This is a genomic window from Paenibacillus lutimineralis (assembly GCF_003991425.1).
Taxonomy (GTDB): domain Bacteria; phylum Bacillota; class Bacilli; order Paenibacillales; family Paenibacillaceae; genus Fontibacillus; species Fontibacillus lutimineralis.
Genome location: NZ_CP034346.1, coordinates 2,966,233 through 2,981,021 on the forward strand (window position 1 = coordinate 2,966,233; position 14,789 = coordinate 2,981,021).

The 14,789-nt window shown below is 43.1% G+C and carries 15 protein-coding genes and 1 pseudogene; 13 read left to right on the forward strand and 3 right to left on the reverse strand.

Features of this window, described 5'->3' with window-relative positions:
* The first annotated feature begins 98 nt into the window (after positions 1–98).
* The 9 genes from EI981_RS12665 to EI981_RS12705 all read left to right on the forward strand — a co-directional run bounded on the left by EI981_RS12665 (position 99) and on the right by EI981_RS12705 (position 9,543).
* A complete protein-coding gene (locus tag EI981_RS12665) occupies positions 99–632 on the forward strand; it encodes a sigma-70 family RNA polymerase sigma factor (RefSeq protein ID WP_126998640.1) in 534 nt (177 codons plus the stop codon).
* Positions 629–1,906, forward strand: a complete 1,278-nt coding sequence (locus EI981_RS12670; RefSeq protein ID WP_126998643.1) for a DUF4179 domain-containing protein — start codon at positions 629–631, stop codon at positions 1,904–1,906. Before EI981_RS12665 ends, EI981_RS12670 begins: the two co-directional genes overlap by 4 nt.
* A 139-nt stretch (positions 1,907–2,045) precedes the next feature.
* Positions 2,046–2,924, forward strand: coding sequence for an ADP-ribosylglycohydrolase family protein (locus EI981_RS12675; protein WP_126998645.1), 879 nt, complete (start codon positions 2,046–2,048; stop codon positions 2,922–2,924).
* A 79-nt stretch (positions 2,925–3,003) separates the two neighbouring features.
* Positions 3,004–3,951, forward strand: a complete 948-nt coding sequence (locus EI981_RS12680; RefSeq protein ID WP_126998647.1) for a helix-turn-helix transcriptional regulator — start codon at positions 3,004–3,006, stop codon at positions 3,949–3,951.
* Between the two features lie 69 nt (positions 3,952–4,020).
* Complete coding sequence (locus tag EI981_RS12685) at positions 4,021–4,551, forward strand: DinB family protein (RefSeq protein WP_126998649.1); 531 nt, start codon at positions 4,021–4,023, stop codon at positions 4,549–4,551.
* Between the two features lie 167 nt (positions 4,552–4,718).
* Positions 4,719–6,215 carry a MocR-like pyridoxine biosynthesis transcription factor PdxR gene (gene pdxR, locus EI981_RS12690; protein ID WP_126998651.1) on the forward strand — a complete coding sequence of 499 codons (1,497 nt, stop codon included), beginning with the start codon at positions 4,719–4,721 and terminating at the stop codon, positions 6,213–6,215.
* Positions 6,216–6,238: 23 nt separating this feature from the next.
* Positions 6,239–7,177, forward strand: a complete 939-nt coding sequence (locus EI981_RS12695; protein WP_127004638.1) for a D-alanine--D-alanine ligase — start codon at positions 6,239–6,241, stop codon at positions 7,175–7,177.
* Complete coding sequence (locus tag EI981_RS12700; protein ID WP_126998653.1) at positions 7,170–8,402, forward strand: aminotransferase class I/II-fold pyridoxal phosphate-dependent enzyme; 1,233 nt, start codon at positions 7,170–7,172, stop codon at positions 8,400–8,402. The genes EI981_RS12695 and EI981_RS12700 overlap by 8 nt, the downstream gene beginning before the upstream one ends.
* A 271-nt stretch (positions 8,403–8,673) precedes the next feature.
* The gene (locus EI981_RS12705) at positions 8,674–9,543 is read left to right on the forward strand and encodes a type II CAAX endopeptidase family protein (RefSeq protein WP_126998655.1); all 870 of its coding nucleotides are present in this window, start codon (positions 8,674–8,676) and stop codon (positions 9,541–9,543) included.
* Between the two features lie 215 nt (positions 9,544–9,758).
* Here the strand turns inward: EI981_RS12705 and EI981_RS12710 are convergent, their stop codons facing one another.
* From EI981_RS12710 to EI981_RS12720, 3 genes are all read right to left on the reverse strand, one after another.
* On the reverse strand, positions 9,759–10,301 hold the full coding sequence (locus EI981_RS12710) for an NADPH-dependent FMN reductase (RefSeq protein ID WP_126998657.1): 543 nt from the start codon (positions 10,299–10,301) through the stop codon (positions 9,759–9,761).
* Between the two features lie 113 nt (positions 10,302–10,414).
* The gene (locus EI981_RS12715; RefSeq protein WP_126998659.1) at positions 10,415–11,359 is read right to left on the reverse strand and encodes a DMT family transporter; all 945 of its coding nucleotides are present in this window, start codon (positions 11,357–11,359) and stop codon (positions 10,415–10,417) included.
* Positions 11,360–11,452: 93 nt separating this feature from the next.
* Positions 11,453–11,839: an Rrf2 family transcriptional regulator gene (locus EI981_RS12720; RefSeq protein ID WP_126998661.1), complete on the reverse strand. Its 387-nt coding sequence runs from the start codon at positions 11,837–11,839 to the stop codon at positions 11,453–11,455.
* Between the two features lie 145 nt (positions 11,840–11,984).
* On the opposite strand from EI981_RS12720, the gene EI981_RS12725 reads away from it, so the two are divergent.
* From EI981_RS12725 to EI981_RS12740, 4 genes and pseudogenes are all read left to right on the forward strand, one after another.
* Positions 11,985–12,476, forward strand: coding sequence for a DeoR/GlpR family DNA-binding transcription regulator (locus tag EI981_RS12725; protein WP_237172652.1), 492 nt, complete (start codon positions 11,985–11,987; stop codon positions 12,474–12,476).
* A gap of 12 nt (positions 12,477–12,488) precedes the next feature.
* Positions 12,489–12,737: pseudogene (locus tag EI981_RS29570) on the forward strand (macrolide family glycosyltransferase); the annotation flags it as partial.
* 242 nt (positions 12,738–12,979) lie between these two features.
* The gene (locus tag EI981_RS12735; RefSeq protein WP_126998665.1) at positions 12,980–13,792 is read left to right on the forward strand and encodes a DUF368 domain-containing protein; all 813 of its coding nucleotides are present in this window, start codon (positions 12,980–12,982) and stop codon (positions 13,790–13,792) included.
* A gap of 34 nt (positions 13,793–13,826) precedes the next feature.
* Positions 13,827–14,711, forward strand: coding sequence for a GNAT family N-acetyltransferase (locus EI981_RS12740; protein WP_126998667.1), 885 nt, complete (start codon positions 13,827–13,829; stop codon positions 14,709–14,711).
* Positions 14,712–14,789 lie beyond the last annotated feature (78 nt).

Sequence of the window (14,789 nt, forward strand, 5' to 3'; positions counted from 1 at the left end):
TCTGAAAAGTAAAAAAATATAGTCCGAAGAAAGTTTCTTCGTATAAAATGAACTTTTACAACCTTAACGGCCTCTTATCTATGAAAAGGGGAGTGAGCATGAAGGTAAATCATCTTGTCAAACAAGCCCAAAAAGGCAACAAGGAAGCCTTATTACAACTAATCATGGCTGATAAGGACGCTTATTATCGTCTTGCCTATACATACATGGGGAACGAGCATGATGCCATGGATGCCATGGAGGATATGATTGTTACCCTGTATGAAAAAATTGATCAATTGAAAAAAGGGGAGGCCTTCTACAGCTGGAGTAAAACCATTCTCGTTAACCGGTGCAAAACATTGCTTCGTAAAAAGGATCGATTACTTCCACTAGAGAACGAGACAGAATCACTATTTGCTGCATTAACTGACGATAATCCCTATCGTGATGCAGAGTCCGAGATGAACATGGAGGTATTGCTATCTCATCTTAACGCACATCAGCGTGAAGCGATTGAACTTCGTTATGTTCATGACCTTACGTATCAGACGATTGCGGATATAACTGGTGCACCGCTTGGAACAATTAAATCGAGAATCTCGCAAGGAATTCAAAAGCTAGAGATTTTGATCGGAGGTGGATCGTTTTGAGAACGGTCGATAAGAAATTCGAGGAGTACAAACAGAATCAGGTACAAGCTCCGTCAGATCTAGAGGGAAGACTTAGGGATGCATTGCAGCATGCTCCGGTAAAACAAAGAAAAGTAAATAAAACGGTGGTATGGATATCTTCAGTTGTTGCAGCACTTATTCTAATGGTCGGAGCTTATGAGTATCCTGCCCTGGCTTATTATTTCAATAAAGTCAGCTTGAACTCTCTAAGCTTTGCTGAGGTAATGGAGCAGGGGGTTGGCCAAAGGGTAGACAAAAGCCTAACACTTAATGATGGCACAGTTCTTACCATTAATGGTGTGATTGCAGACGATAATGTATTTCGCATGTATTACACGATTGATCGACCTGCAGGTACTGAGTATACTGACGATGATTTTTTACGTTATAGCTTTGATCGAGTGCAAGGGTTCTTGACCCATTCCAAGTCGCTTGGAGGAGGCGGGTCTCCCGGCGAAGACAAGGGCCAGTTCATAGGAGAAAATGAATTCGAACCTGTAAGTCCATTTACTCGAGCTTTAACCCTTGTATTTAACGAATGGCTGGACAGTGGGGAGAAGGTATCCTATTCCATCTCCTTCGATTTTGAAGCGAATAAAGCGATGAAGAGTATCGTTAAAGAAAAACTATCAGAATCCATTGTGGTTGATAAAGGAACGATTCACTATGACTACATTACGGCTTCGCCTACCTCAACTATCGTGAAGGGGCATTATGAACTCGAAGAGTATCCGAGATTTTCAGGAGAAACCAAGCTCTATATGAATGGAATAGAAGTTGGAAGGACGAGGGCAGAGGCACATAATCCGGACTTTTCGCTTCAATTTGATCCGTTTCCTACAGACCATGTTCAGTCCATTGAACTTGTGCTTGAAAATTTTGAAGGATACCATAAAATCAATGAGCCCATCTCGCTGGCATCACCGTCAGATCGATCTGTTAAAGTGGGTGATGAGAAGTTGTGGATTCGAAGCGTTACTAAAACCAAAACAGGCTATGATATCGTCATTGCCAGAAAACAGTTTACATTCTTGGAAACGGACAATTTAGCCATCCAGGCGGGGGGTAAAACAGTGCCTGTAGCTTCGATTTCCGAGGAACGTCCTTGGAACTTGAATAATGGCAATATCTTGTGGGAGCAGACATATTCTTTTAACACGGAGGACAAACCGGAATATCTAATTTGCGATGGATACCAATATATAAAAACCTACAATAAGAAAATTTCGATTCCTGTAGATCGTAGAAAATGACATGTATATAGATAAATAAAGATATGAAAATGGTATTTGTGATAGATTGCAAGCTTACGCCGTATGGCATATGTCTTCGCCCCATTGGTATGCGTTATAATCAAAGCTAACAATCAGAATTAAGCATAGAGGTGTCGGTATGGAAAATAAATTATTCGACCGCATCAAAGGCGGAATGTATGGTGTGGCTGTAGGGGATGCGCTGGGCGGAACGACGGAGTTTATGAATGCACGAGAGATTGAGGCAATGTACGGATATTTGACGGAGATCATCGGTGGTGGGGTATGGCATTTGGAACCCGGGGAAGTGACCGACGATACGATGATGACGCTATGTGTGGCGGAAGGGATTCTTCAGGAACCTCGAGAACCGAAGGCGGCGATAGGGCGTCTTTTCCTGGAATGGTATCAGTCGCGGCCCAAGGACATCGGAAACATCATCCGTCAAGCTTTTCAAAAATATGAGGGAGACTGGTTCGAAACAGCCTTTATAGCACATATGGATCTGGGGCAAAGCGCTGGGAATGGCTCCCTTATGCGATGCCTGCCTGTAGCACTGGCCTACAAGGACTTAGTCGATATAGATAGGGTGACGGCTATGCAGTCACGGATGACGCATTATGATCCAAGGTGTGCCGAAATCTGTGTGATGTATAATCGAATGGCTCATCATCTTCTGCAGGGGGAGAGTTTAAGAGCCACGATCCTGGCTGAGGTATCCGGAACTGAGTATGAAGACATTCATATAGCGAATCCGGATTGTCCGCCAAGCGGTTTTATAGTCCATACCTTCCGGTGGGTACTGCATATTTTGCTTCATTCATCAGATTTTGCGGACGTCGTACAGCAGGCAGCCAATCTAGGGGGAGACTCTGATACGATCGGCGCTATCGCAGGCGGGTTGGCAGGTATCCACTACGGATATGAAGGCATTTCGGCCCGATATGCGGAAGCGATCATAATTAAGGAGAGACTGGATCGGGTCATTTCACAGTTATATAGGTTGAAAACGTCATAACATAGCAAGACCGAGTATCCAATTCACTCCCCATAATTTTGTGAATTAGGCAGTTGATAGAGCAGAGAGGGAAGTTAAAATGAACAAAACCGAACGACAACTCGCCATTACGCTTGAACTGCAGCGGAATAAGGTGCTCAGGGCGGAAGATTTGGCGGCTCAGTTTGAGACGAGCGTGCGGACGATATACCGTGATATTCAAGCGCTAAGCGAAGCCGGGGTCCCGATCGTCGGAGCCCCCGGGCAGGGATATTCCCTGATGGAAGGGTATTTTCTGCCGCCTGTCGGCTTTACGGCAGAAGAGGCTGTAGCCCTGCTTATGGGAACGGATTTTATCGAGCAGAAGCTGGATGGCGAATACGTCTGCGCTGCCAAGGCGGCCAGGCGTAAAATCGAAGCGGTCCTGCCGGAGCAGGTGCGTGAAGAATCAGTGCTCGTACGGGAAACCATGCGCCTTATTCATGTTGGTGAATCGGTAGCTGGTTGGAAGGAGAAGGATTATCTTGGACAAGTACGACGCGCGATTCTGGAACGTCGGAAATTAAGTTTTACCTATCTGAAAAAGATTCCAGAATCGGATGGTAAACGTGAAAACAGGCGGGAGGTTGCTCCATACGGACTGGTGCTTGTTCAGGGAAACTGGGTGTTGATTGCAAGCTGTGATCTACGGCAGGATATCCGTCATTTCCGATTGTCGCGGATGAGGGAGCTTATCGTGTTGGAAGAGCGCTTTTCCATGCTGCCCGGGTTTGACCTGAGCCGATACCGCCCACCGGACGACCGTAACATTCGGATACGGGTTCGGGTGAATCCTGATATTGTCGACAAAATCGCCGAGAGCGCTAATTTTTATATGGAAGCGATGGAGGGGCGGAAGGATCATCTTCTGGTCACCTTTCGCGTTAGACATCCGGAAGAGTTATTGCCTTATATCCTTGGCTGGGGTGAAGATGTCGAGGTGTTGGAGCCAGAGACTCTCCGTATCCGCATTCGGGAAGTGGTCGAAAAAATACTAAAACGCTACTGACATACTGTTGTCAGCAGCGTTTTTTTATATTGGGAATATACCCATTATTGATGAGGAGTTGTTTACTTGATGAGAAGTACAAAGGAAGCATTACAGGATTTTGAAGCGGCGGTAGAACGATATTTACTTGAACTGGACAACCTCGAGTTGAAGCAGCTGCTTAAAAAAACGAACGAAGAGGAATGGTCTATTGGGCAAATGTATAAGCATTTGATTCAATCGGCGTTATTTATGCATTTACAACATGTCGACCAATGTTTGGCTGAAAGTAATGAAACCTTGGCCCATGAGGTAGAAAAAACGGAGCAAGGTAGGACTGTATTCGAGCAAGGAAGTTTTCCGCCCATTCGGATCAGGGTCCCAGCTTCGCCGCAATACACCCCGCAGCAGCCAGAAAGCAAGAAAGAACTGATGGAAGGGCTACAAAGTGTGGTAGAGCGGATGAGACGAACGGAACCCGCTTTGAGTCAGGCATCTCAACGGCATAAGATTCTACATCCCGGATTCGGCGCGTTAAACGCCAAAGAGTGGTTCTTGCTGGTAGAAATGCATTACCGGCATCACTTATTGCAGTTGGAACGTTTGAAAAGGGAGCTTTGAACTTGATCATGTCCAGTTTGTTAACTTATATAGATAACCCTAATACAAATGTAAGAACGAATGTGGCATAATATTCAGAGGAACCACCAAAGGATGAAAAATCCTGCAGGGTGGTTCTTTTTTTCTTGCGTGTCCTATGCCAGAATTATAGAAGGGGGCGATGAAGAGTGTTCCAGGATTTCAAGCTCGTTGACGACCGTCCGGTCGCGATACAAGTGAAAGAATACGTCAAACGTTTAATTATAAAAGGGGCGCTTCAAGCGGATCAGAAGCTGCCTTCTACAAGAGAATTGAGCGGATTGCTCAAAGTGAGCCGCAATACAGTCATTGCCGCCTATGAAGGGCTGGAGGATGACGGATATACGTATGCTATTCCTGGGAAAGGCAGCTACGTAGCAACAATGGTAACCAGGTTGGCTGAAGACAACGGTGATTCTGTTGGTTCCTCTGCCTGGCAGATTGACTGGAAGGCGAGAATGAACGAGTATGCCGGGTCGGCTGTAGAGCTGGATATGATGAAGCAAGGCATCCGCGCCCAGAAAGGGACGATCTCGTTCACCAGCATTGCTCCGGATGAGCAATTATTCGATCTCGGAGATGTGAAGCGAGCCTTTATGGATCGGATGGCCATCGAAGGACAGGTGCTGCTGAACTATGGTTATGCCAAGGGTTATAAGCCGCTGATCGATTATCTGATGCGTTATATGGAGAATAAGGGTGTCGATATCAGCGGCAAGGATATGTTGATTACAAGCGGTTTTACTGAAGGCTTCGACATTGTCCTGTCTGCACTGCGTCCTTATGGACGCCGTGGAGCAGCCATTTGCGAGAATCCGACCCATCATACAGCCATCAAAAATTTGAAGCTGCAGGGGTTTGAGATTACCGGTATTCCGATGGAGCGGGACGGTATTGATGTAGAGCAACTCGAGAAGGAGCTGCAAAAGCAGACGAACCACTTCGATCTGGCTTATCTAACGCCTTCCTATCACAATCCGACCGGGATTGTCATGTCGGCAGCCAAGCGTAGTGCCGTTGTGAAATTAATGATGCGATATCAGATTCCGGTGATTGAGGATGGATTCAATGAGGAACTTCGCTACTCAGGAGCGCATATCGCACCAATAATTGCGACAGCAGGGCAAGGGAATGGTGTGATCTATATCGGAAGCTTCTCCAAGGTGCTATTCCCGGGTTTGCGGGTTGGTTGGGTGCTCGCGGATCGGGCACTGATTAACAATCTGGAGAGCATTAAGCGGGCACGCACGATTCATACATCAACGATCGATCAATCGATCCTATATCAATATTTACTGAACGGGAATTTCGATAAATATGTCAAAAAAGCTCGAACAGAATATAAGCGCAAATACGAGCTGACGAAGGCATGCTGTGAAGCATATCTCCCTGAGACACAGCTGTCTGGCGACGGGGGCTTGCATTTGTTCCTTACCTTCCCATCAAAGATAGACACACATGAACTGCTGGAAGCTTGTACGGCACAAGGGGTTATTTTTACACCGGGAGATAGATTTTTCATTCAAGAGGGAGAAGGGACAAATACATTGCGGCTTGGATTCTCACGAGTAACGGATGAGAATATCGTGCAGGGGATTCAGATCATCGGCGAGCAGGTTCGCGACCTTCTTAAGGGACAACGATAACTAGAGACAAATGAGGTGTCATGATGAAGATTGGTGTTATTATGGGCGGTATTTCCTCTGAGCGTGAGGTTTCGCTGCGGACAGGTCAGGAGATGATCCGTCATCTGGATCCTAATCGCTATGAGGCGGTCCCTATTGTCATTGATCAACGAGCGGACTTAATTGAACAGGTACAGGAAGCTGAAATAGATCTCGCGCTACTAGCTCTGCATGGTCAATATGGTGAGGACGGCACGGTACAGGGTGCGCTGGAGACGCTAGGGGTTCCATATACAGGCAGTGGCATTCTGGCAAGCAGTCTGTGCATGAACAAGCGGCTATCCAAGATGCTGCTTACGGCAGCGGGCGTAAATACGCCGACAGGTCTTTGCTGGCAGGGGATGGAGGATTATAATCCTCGGGCGGTGGAACGGATGGGCTATCCCGTAATTGTGAAGCCGAATACAGGGGGATCGAGTATCGGCATCCAGCTCGTGCATCATGAGACCGAACTGCTGAAGGCTGTTCAGGAGTCCTGTGCTTTAGATCAGACGATCTTGATTGAATCTTACATTCAAGGCATGGAGATTACCTGCTCGATTATTGATGGTGAGATGCTGCCGATTATCGGCATTCGTTCTGCTCATTCGGAGTGGTTCGACTACACGGCAAAATATGAGGCTGGCGGTGCTGAGGAGAAGGTGATCGAGCTTCCTCCTGCTACCCATCAGCGTGTGCGCGAGGCGGCGCTTGCCAGCTATCAACTGCTGCAGTGCAACGTCTATGCCAGGGTCGATATGATCTTGTGTCAGGATATCCCTTACGTGCTGGAAGTCAATACTTTACCGGGAATGACCGCAGGTAGCCTACTTCCCAAGAGTGCGGCAGCGGCAGGGCTGACCTTTACACAGCTGCTGGATCGAATTATTTCCTGCTCGCTTCGGGAGCGGGGAGAGGAATGGGGGAAGCTGCAGCATGTATAATGAAAAGAATGCAGGACAATTTTTGTCCTCAAGTGTACGGGACATTCGACCATCAGGAATCCGCGCTTTCTTTGATCTGAATGCGGCGGACGGAGATACGATCGCTCTCGGAGTTGGGGAACCGGATTTCGTTACACCGGAAAAGGTACGTGAAGCCTGCATTCAGGCCTTGCGTGAAGGGAAGACAAAATACACCTCCAACGCTGGCTTGATGGAGCTACGCGAGGAACTCTCGTCTTATTTAGTTAACAGCTTCGCACTTTCCTATGACCCCTGTCATGAAATCTTCGTGACGGTCGGAAGCAGTGAGGCTGTGGATTTGGCGCTGCGGGCCGTGCTCGATCCGGGGGATGAGGTATTAATTCCGGCACCAAGCTATGTAGCCTATGAACCGATCACCCATCTGCATAGCGGTAAAATTGTAGAGGTAACAACAAAGCCGGAGGAGCATTTCAAGCTGACACCACAATCATTACAGGCGGCGATTACGCCCCATTCTAAGGTTTTGATGCTTAATTATCCGAGTAATCCGACCGGATCAATCATGACAGAACAGGATTGGCAGCCCATTGCAGAACTCGTGGTCCAGCATAATCTGGTGGTCATTTCGGATGAAGTGTATGCTGAGCTGACCTATGGCAGAAAGCATGTAAGTATTGCTTCCTTACCAGGGATGAAGGAGCGTACGATCGTTATTAGCGGTTTCTCCAAGGCGTTTGCGATGACAGGCTGGCGGGTAGGCTATGCTTGCGGTCCGCGTGAGTTGATAGCAGGCATGCTGAAAATCCATCAGTATACGGCCATGTGTGCTCCTACAATAGCACAGATCGCGGCTCTCGAATCATTGCGTTATGGTCTGGCCGCCAAAGATGAGATGATGGCGAGCTATAATGAACGTCGCAAGCTGTTTGTAGCGGGATTGAATGCGATCGGGTTAACCTGTCGTGAACCTGAAGGAGCATTCTATGCATTTCCTTCTATTACATCTACAGGGATGTCATCGGAACAGTTCGCTCTACTACTACTGAAGGAAGCGAAAGTCGCAGTTGTGCCAGGTCATGTATTTGGATCGGGAGGAGAGGGCTTTATCCGCTGCTCATACGCAACCTCGCTCACTGATTTGGAGAAAGCGCTGGAGAGGATAGGAAGGTTTATGCAGACGAAAGAATTTCATTCTAAGAGCATCTCTCGGATTCTTAGAGACCAAACTTGCTCTTGCCTTTAGGACTACAGAGAGATGTTTTGGATAATTTCAGGCGTAATGAAGTTGAATTTTCACCTTTTTAGATGATGTATTATGGTAAGCATCCATACTCACTAGTCATCTTACGAGAATCTTCCCATTCATTTGGGGAGATTCTCTTTTTGGTATGAAGTAAATTACAACTGGGCTTAAGTCCGAGGGAAAGACTGGACTTGGGGTTATTCTGATCAAGGTCGAGCAATTGCTATACTTCTACGTGGATATACATACTCTTGAAAAAGGAGCTCCAATCATGAAAATAAACTTTGGCGAATCACCTGCAAAAAGGCCAGGAGGGGAAAATGAACGTATTCGTTCTTCCAGGAGAGGACTTCTCGTTTACTTCGCTCTGCTCATCCCTCTCTCTATTCTTGGCTATGTTCTGGTGATGAAATCCCCAGGCTTTGTCCTGCTTCTGATGTGGGCACCGGGCCTGTCTTCCATCCTCACCCGTTTACTGCTACGTGAAGGCATAGCGGATATTTCCTTGCGGATAGGCGGGCGGCGTACACTGAAGACTTTACCTATTATATTGCTGTTTCCGGTAGCTATTGGCCTGGTTGCCTACGGGCTTGCCTGGATTACGGGCCTGGTACAATACGTCACACCGGACACATACTTGAAGGCTCCACCTGCAGTTATATTCGTAGGGCTATTACTGGTGCAAATGATCTTTGGTACAGCAGCTGGCCTGATCGGCTGTGTCGGGGAAGAACTCGGATGGAGGGGCTATATGCTCACTCGGCTAATCGATGCACGTGTTCCCTACCCGATGCTAATCAGCGGGATAGTCTGGGGATTGTGGCATCTTCCCTTGATGATTGCCGGGCAGTATTATTCCGGACCCTATCCGGTACTCTCCGTATTTCTATTTATGCTCACAATTACATCCTTCGGTTATATCATTGGACGTCTGCGGCTAACAACCGGCAGCGTATGGCCAGCGATCTTCCTGCATGCATCCTGGAATGCCGTGATCCAGAACATCTTCGATTTCTTCTCCCAAGGGGAGAATGTGCTGTTATGGACGGGAGAATCGGGGGTTTTAGTGGCTCTCTCCTTACTGGCTGCGGCATGGGTTATTTCGCGGAGACCGATGAACGTGAGGCAGCTCGGGTGCTGAAAACCGACTTTTTTGAACACCTACTTTAAGAAAAAGGCTCTGTTTTCGTTAATTGTTGATTTTCGACCAAAAGAAAACCACCCCCTGAATGAACTGCACCCCAATTGTTAGACACCATCTAACTATTGGAGGTGCAGTTCAGAAGAGGCGGTTTATCTAACCTAACGTTTTTCGTAGTTGGACAATTTTCATTTCATGGTTTGTATCATCTCGCCTTAATGACAAGCCTGCTCAAGTGTCTGGAGCACGGATAATAGCTCCTGCTTTAGTTCTGGATCCGTTATAATACCTTCTTTATTTAGTTTCAAAGTGATGTGCGGTATTATCAATGTTCCTCTTTCTACAATCTCAGCATTCATCATTTTAAGTGTAAGCAGGAGTGAAGCATTAGCTTTATCACCGCCCATTGGAGATGGTGAGGCACTGATTATCGTTGTAGGTTTATTTATGAACTCGCCTGAAGATACGAGCCAATCCAAGGCGTTTTTTAACACACCAGGCACTCCATTCCCATATTCCGGTGTACATATAAGCACACCATCTGCCTCCTTAATATGTGTCCTTAATTCTTTGACTGGAACCGGTTCTTCGACAGCATCGATGTCTTGATTAAAATGCGGCAGGTCGCCCAACCCGCCATAGATGGTAAATTTAACGTTCTCCTTGGCTAATCCGATGATGGCATTCATTAGTGCTTTATTCGAAGAGTTTTGACGAAGACTTCCCGAAATAGCCAAGATTTTAATTTCTTTATCCATTTAACATCATCCCATTTCTTCTGTGATTTGATTGTTCGAATTTGTGCTCTTCAATTATAATAATTGGCTATTCATTGCTGCTTGTGGGCAAAAACATAGTCTGGCGTATAAGATTATATGAACTTAACAAATATTATTCCAATAATAGTCAATACTAGAGCGGCAATTCTTCTACTATCAATTTTCCTTTTTTGTAAATTAAATATTCCAAACTGATCGATTATTACAGCCATAATCATTTGTCCCAATAGAAAAATCATAGTAGTTAGAACCGATCCAAGTGCAGGTAATAATACAATGTTACCTGTTACAATAAATATGCCGAATATACCTGCCATATATACCCAAACTGGAATACGTTTTTTCTGAGCGTCATACAAAGGAATCTCTAAGCGACGTTTAGTAATCAATATCAAAATAAGCAAAATAATCGCGCCAACAAAAAAAGAAATAAAAGTAGCACCTAAAAGAGAGTCCGTTGCAACGCGAAGTTTTCCATTAATAGCGGTTTGCAATGGTGGTAAAAACCCAGCTAAAACACCCATAATGATCCAGATTGATTTACTATCTTTTTTCTTACTTTCTAATCCTTGAGTTAAATCTTTTTTCTTTTTAGGTTGAACCAATGAAATAGCCAAAATCATAATAATAGTCCCGATTATTCTAGTACTACTAATATGATAAGCTGGTACACCAAACCATCCGAAGTGATCGATTAGAATTCCTACAATCATTTGCCCAGTTACAGTTATTACTGTTGTTACTGAAGCACCTAGTTTTGAAAAAAGAATGATATTAGCAACATGAAAACCAATACCAGTTATGGCTCCACCGATAAAAACATACCATGGGTATGAAAAATCAATCCCAACACTGATTCCTCTAGGATTTACTATTAAATTAATAATGAGTAGTATAACCGACCCCAAAGAAAATGCAATGAACGAAGCTGTTAAAGGTGTTGTTGAATAAGAGCTTAAACGAGCACTTATAGATGCCTGAATAGGGAAAAGCATTCCCATAATTATTCCCATAATTAAAAAAAGTGCGATTTGCATAAATTTGCCTCCATGTAATTTTTAATTCTAATAAGAGATTTAAAAGACTCTTTATATCCTTAATTCATTTAAAAATAAGAGTTGATTATATATCTAGAGGTAAATGAAATCTGATATTCTTTGATTTTTCAACTCTTCCTCCATTTTTTCCTCTGTAGAAAGCATTACTTTTTTTATAACACATTCTGAATGAGAATCTAAATAGCAATCAAATAAAGCCGATTTACCTTCAATAGCATGTATGATGTTCAAGAATGAAATATCTTCCCAATTTTGACTAAGTGAATAACCTCCGTTGGCACCTGGAGTAGAATTAATCATTCCTTCCTTAACTAACTTGGTCAATGTTTTAGACAAGTACGTTGGAGAAACTTTCTGTCTCTCTGCTAACTCCTGTACACCAATCAGTTTATTTTTTGTGTCCATGGCAAGAAAAAACATGGTGTGAAGAGCATAATTTGTAGCTTTTGAATACTTCATAATACGTGATCACCTCCAATTATAGACTTAACATATCCATAATAACCTCAATTGTATCGCTTTGTCTAATAGTTTTTTATTGTGGCTATAATATTTAATTGGAAAAACAGCTGCATGTTACATACAAAAAGGTGGCTTATGTTTCTTGGACATCTCTACAACTGTAAAATTTCTTTGTAATCACTTGAAAACAAGCTCTACAATTTATACTCATTCTCTTGATAATGCAGAAGCACTATCTAACCACAACGAAGTTGATGTTTACCTTTTAGGGGGTAAGTTTAATCACGAAAATCGTTTTTTCTTCGATGTTAATTTGGCTTCTTATATAAATGATATTTACTTTGATAAGACTTTTCTTGGTGCAGCAGCTATTCGAGAGGATGGTATCTATTTCTCTAACATTGAAGATGCAGTCATTAAACGTTTAGTGGCAAAACGATCAAAAGAGGTTATTTTACTGACTGACTCACAAAAATTTAATCGAATGAGTTCCTATAAAGGAATTGGTTGGTCAGATATTGACACCATCATTACAAATGAGAATCTTCCAGATAACTTTAGACAACAAGTAGAGGAAAATAAGATTGAAATCAAGCTTATTCATGATTCTCCTCCTAATGGTACGAAGATTTGAACATCAACGCTGGAAAAATATGATGTGGAGATCCATTCTCCTTACGAAGTATATTGTAACCCTGCAGCACTTAAAATCGTATATACAACAAGGGAGTTTCAACCTGATGGAGAAGCGTTTGACCAAACTTATAAATTTGTAGGACCATCTATCTCTTTACGATTAACGCAAGAAAGCTTCGAATTTACTGCAATTAAAGGGAAAAGCCCAATATATATTTCACTGGGTTCAGTCTTTAACCAAGCAATTGATTCCGTGAAGCCGCAGATCATGCCTTAAGCCTTCCATCGTTCAAGGATCTGCTGTAAATATTAGAGAATCCTTGCGAAAATCAGGTAGATATCATCAAATTGTTGATGAGATTTTCAAATTTATAAGTCAATATCCTATCTAACTCCCTTAAAAAATTGCAAGTCATCTATAACCATTGTAGGATGGTCGGGACATGCATTTATTTGTATGTAAGCAAAATTTGCATTTCTATAAAGAAAGGGAGAGAATCTATGTTTGTATGGAGCAATATATGGCGGGGAATGATGATTGGTACAGCGGACCTGATTCCTGGTGTTAGCGGGGGTACCATTGCAGTAATTTTAGGATTCTATGATCGATTAATTCAATCAATTAGCGGATTTTTCAGCAAGGAGTGGAAGAAGCATCTCGGGTTTCTCATTCCGCTTGGCATCGGTGTTGTATCGGCCCTACTTATTCTAAGTCGGGTGATGAAATGGCTGCTCGCTAATCATGAACAGCCGACATTTTTCTTTTTTATCGGACTTATCTTAGGGATTATTCCTTATCTCTATAAAAGTGCAGATGTAAAGCAGAACTTTAAAGCGATTCATTACATATTGTTTATTCTTGCAGCAATTGCTATTGCGTTAACAGGCTTACTAGTGCCAGCTGATGCGCACAGCCATGTAACCATCGAACTAACTTTTATGAATGGGGTAGGCTTATTCGGAGCAGGGGCGCTTGCCAGCATGGCTATGCTGCTTCCAGGGATTAGCGGTTCCTTTGTCCTCCTACTGATCGGTGTGTACCCAATAGCAATAGGAGCTCTATCAACATTCAATCTGCCACTCATCGCAATTATCGGAAGCGGCGTTATCTTTGGATTCATTCTAAGCAGCAAGCTCATTAAACATTTACTAGCCACTCATCCTAATATTATGTACGCTATTATTATTGGTACGGTTATAGGTTCCTTATATGTTATCTTTCCAGGAATGCCAACCGAGATCGCTACACTTGTAATCAGCCTGTTTGCCATGGTGCTTGGTTTATTTTGCTCACTAAAGTTAGGTAACAAATAATTGTAAGGAGCATGATAAACTGGAGGGATTGTTGGTGGGAAATTATAAATTGGTAAGTGACTATCGTAACAATAAAGATTTGAGAGCGAGTTTCAATGAATTAGCTATAAATTCGTTTGAAATAGATTTTCGAGGATGGTATAACAAAGGGTACTGGAATGATAAATACATTCCATATTCATTTGTTGATGGAGGTAAAGTTATCGCTAATGCTTCAATTAATAAAATATCAGTAGTTATTAAAGGCAAGACTTATAACGGCATTCAAATAGGAACAGTTATGACAGATCATCGTTATCGTAGTAAAGGTCTAGCTAAGCAATTAATGTGGCATATTTTGCAATTATATAAGGACTCTTGCGACTTCATATACCTATTTGCGAATAAATCTGTTTTAGATTTTTATCCAAAATTTGGTTTTACCCGGATTGATGAAAGTGAATATAGTTTAAATCTAGAAAAAAGCTCTATTAAGAGAAAAATGGATACAAGACTAAAAAAACTTACTATTGAAAAAGACCTTGCTCTACTTGAGAATTTCGCGAAAAACCGTTATATAAATTCAATGATATTAGATGTTAAACATAATGAAGCGTTGCTGATGTTCTATTTCACAATAGTTTTTTCTGAAGTTATTTTTTATATAGATGATTTAGAAACCATTGTACTCATGGAACATGAGGAAGAAACTTTGCATGTATATGATGTTATTTCACTAAATCAACAAAATATCGAGGCAGTTTTAGAAAATATTATTTTTGAATCCACGAAAAAAGTAGTTTTCCACTACACTCCTGCGTCTTTAATTGAAGGGATGGAAGTTATCACTATGCCAGATGATGACGATGCATTATTCGTCTTGTCAGATACGCCATTACTGAATGGTAATTTTAAATTCCCAATAACATCACATTGTTAAGGTAAGAGCCAGGAGTAATTGATACAAGGGGTGAGCTAAGATACAGCTCACTCCTTTTTGCTAGCTAAATAAATATAT

Coding starts and splice junctions, on each gene's coding strand:
- EI981_RS12665 (WP_126998640.1), top strand. CDS start 99: ATGAAGGTAAATCATCTTGTCAAACAAGCCCAAAAAGGCAACAAGGAA.
- EI981_RS12675 (WP_126998645.1), top strand. CDS start 2,046: ATGGAAAATAAATTATTCGACCGCATCAAAGGCGGAATGTATGGTGTG.
- EI981_RS12680 (WP_126998647.1), top strand. CDS start 3,004: ATGAACAAAACCGAACGACAACTCGCCATTACGCTTGAACTGCAGCGG.
- EI981_RS12685 (WP_126998649.1), top strand. CDS start 4,021: ATGAGAAGTACAAAGGAAGCATTACAGGATTTTGAAGCGGCGGTAGAA.
- EI981_RS12695 (WP_127004638.1), top strand. CDS start 6,239: ATGAAGATTGGTGTTATTATGGGCGGTATTTCCTCTGAGCGTGAGGTT.
- EI981_RS12700 (WP_126998653.1), top strand. CDS start 7,170: ATGTATAATGAAAAGAATGCAGGACAATTTTTGTCCTCAAGTGTACGG.
- EI981_RS12705 (WP_126998655.1), top strand. CDS start 8,674: ATGAAAATAAACTTTGGCGAATCACCTGCAAAAAGGCCAGGAGGGGAA.
- EI981_RS12710 (WP_126998657.1), bottom strand. CDS start 10,301: ATGGATAAAGAAATTAAAATCTTGGCTATTTCGGGAAGTCTTCGTCAA.
- EI981_RS12715 (WP_126998659.1), bottom strand. CDS start 11,359: ATGCAAATCGCACTTTTTTTAATTATGGGAATAATTATGGGAATGCTT.
- EI981_RS12720 (WP_126998661.1), bottom strand. CDS start 11,839: ATGAAGTATTCAAAAGCTACAAATTATGCTCTTCACACCATGTTTTTT.
- EI981_RS12735 (WP_126998665.1), top strand. CDS start 12,980: ATGTTTGTATGGAGCAATATATGGCGGGGAATGATGATTGGTACAGCG.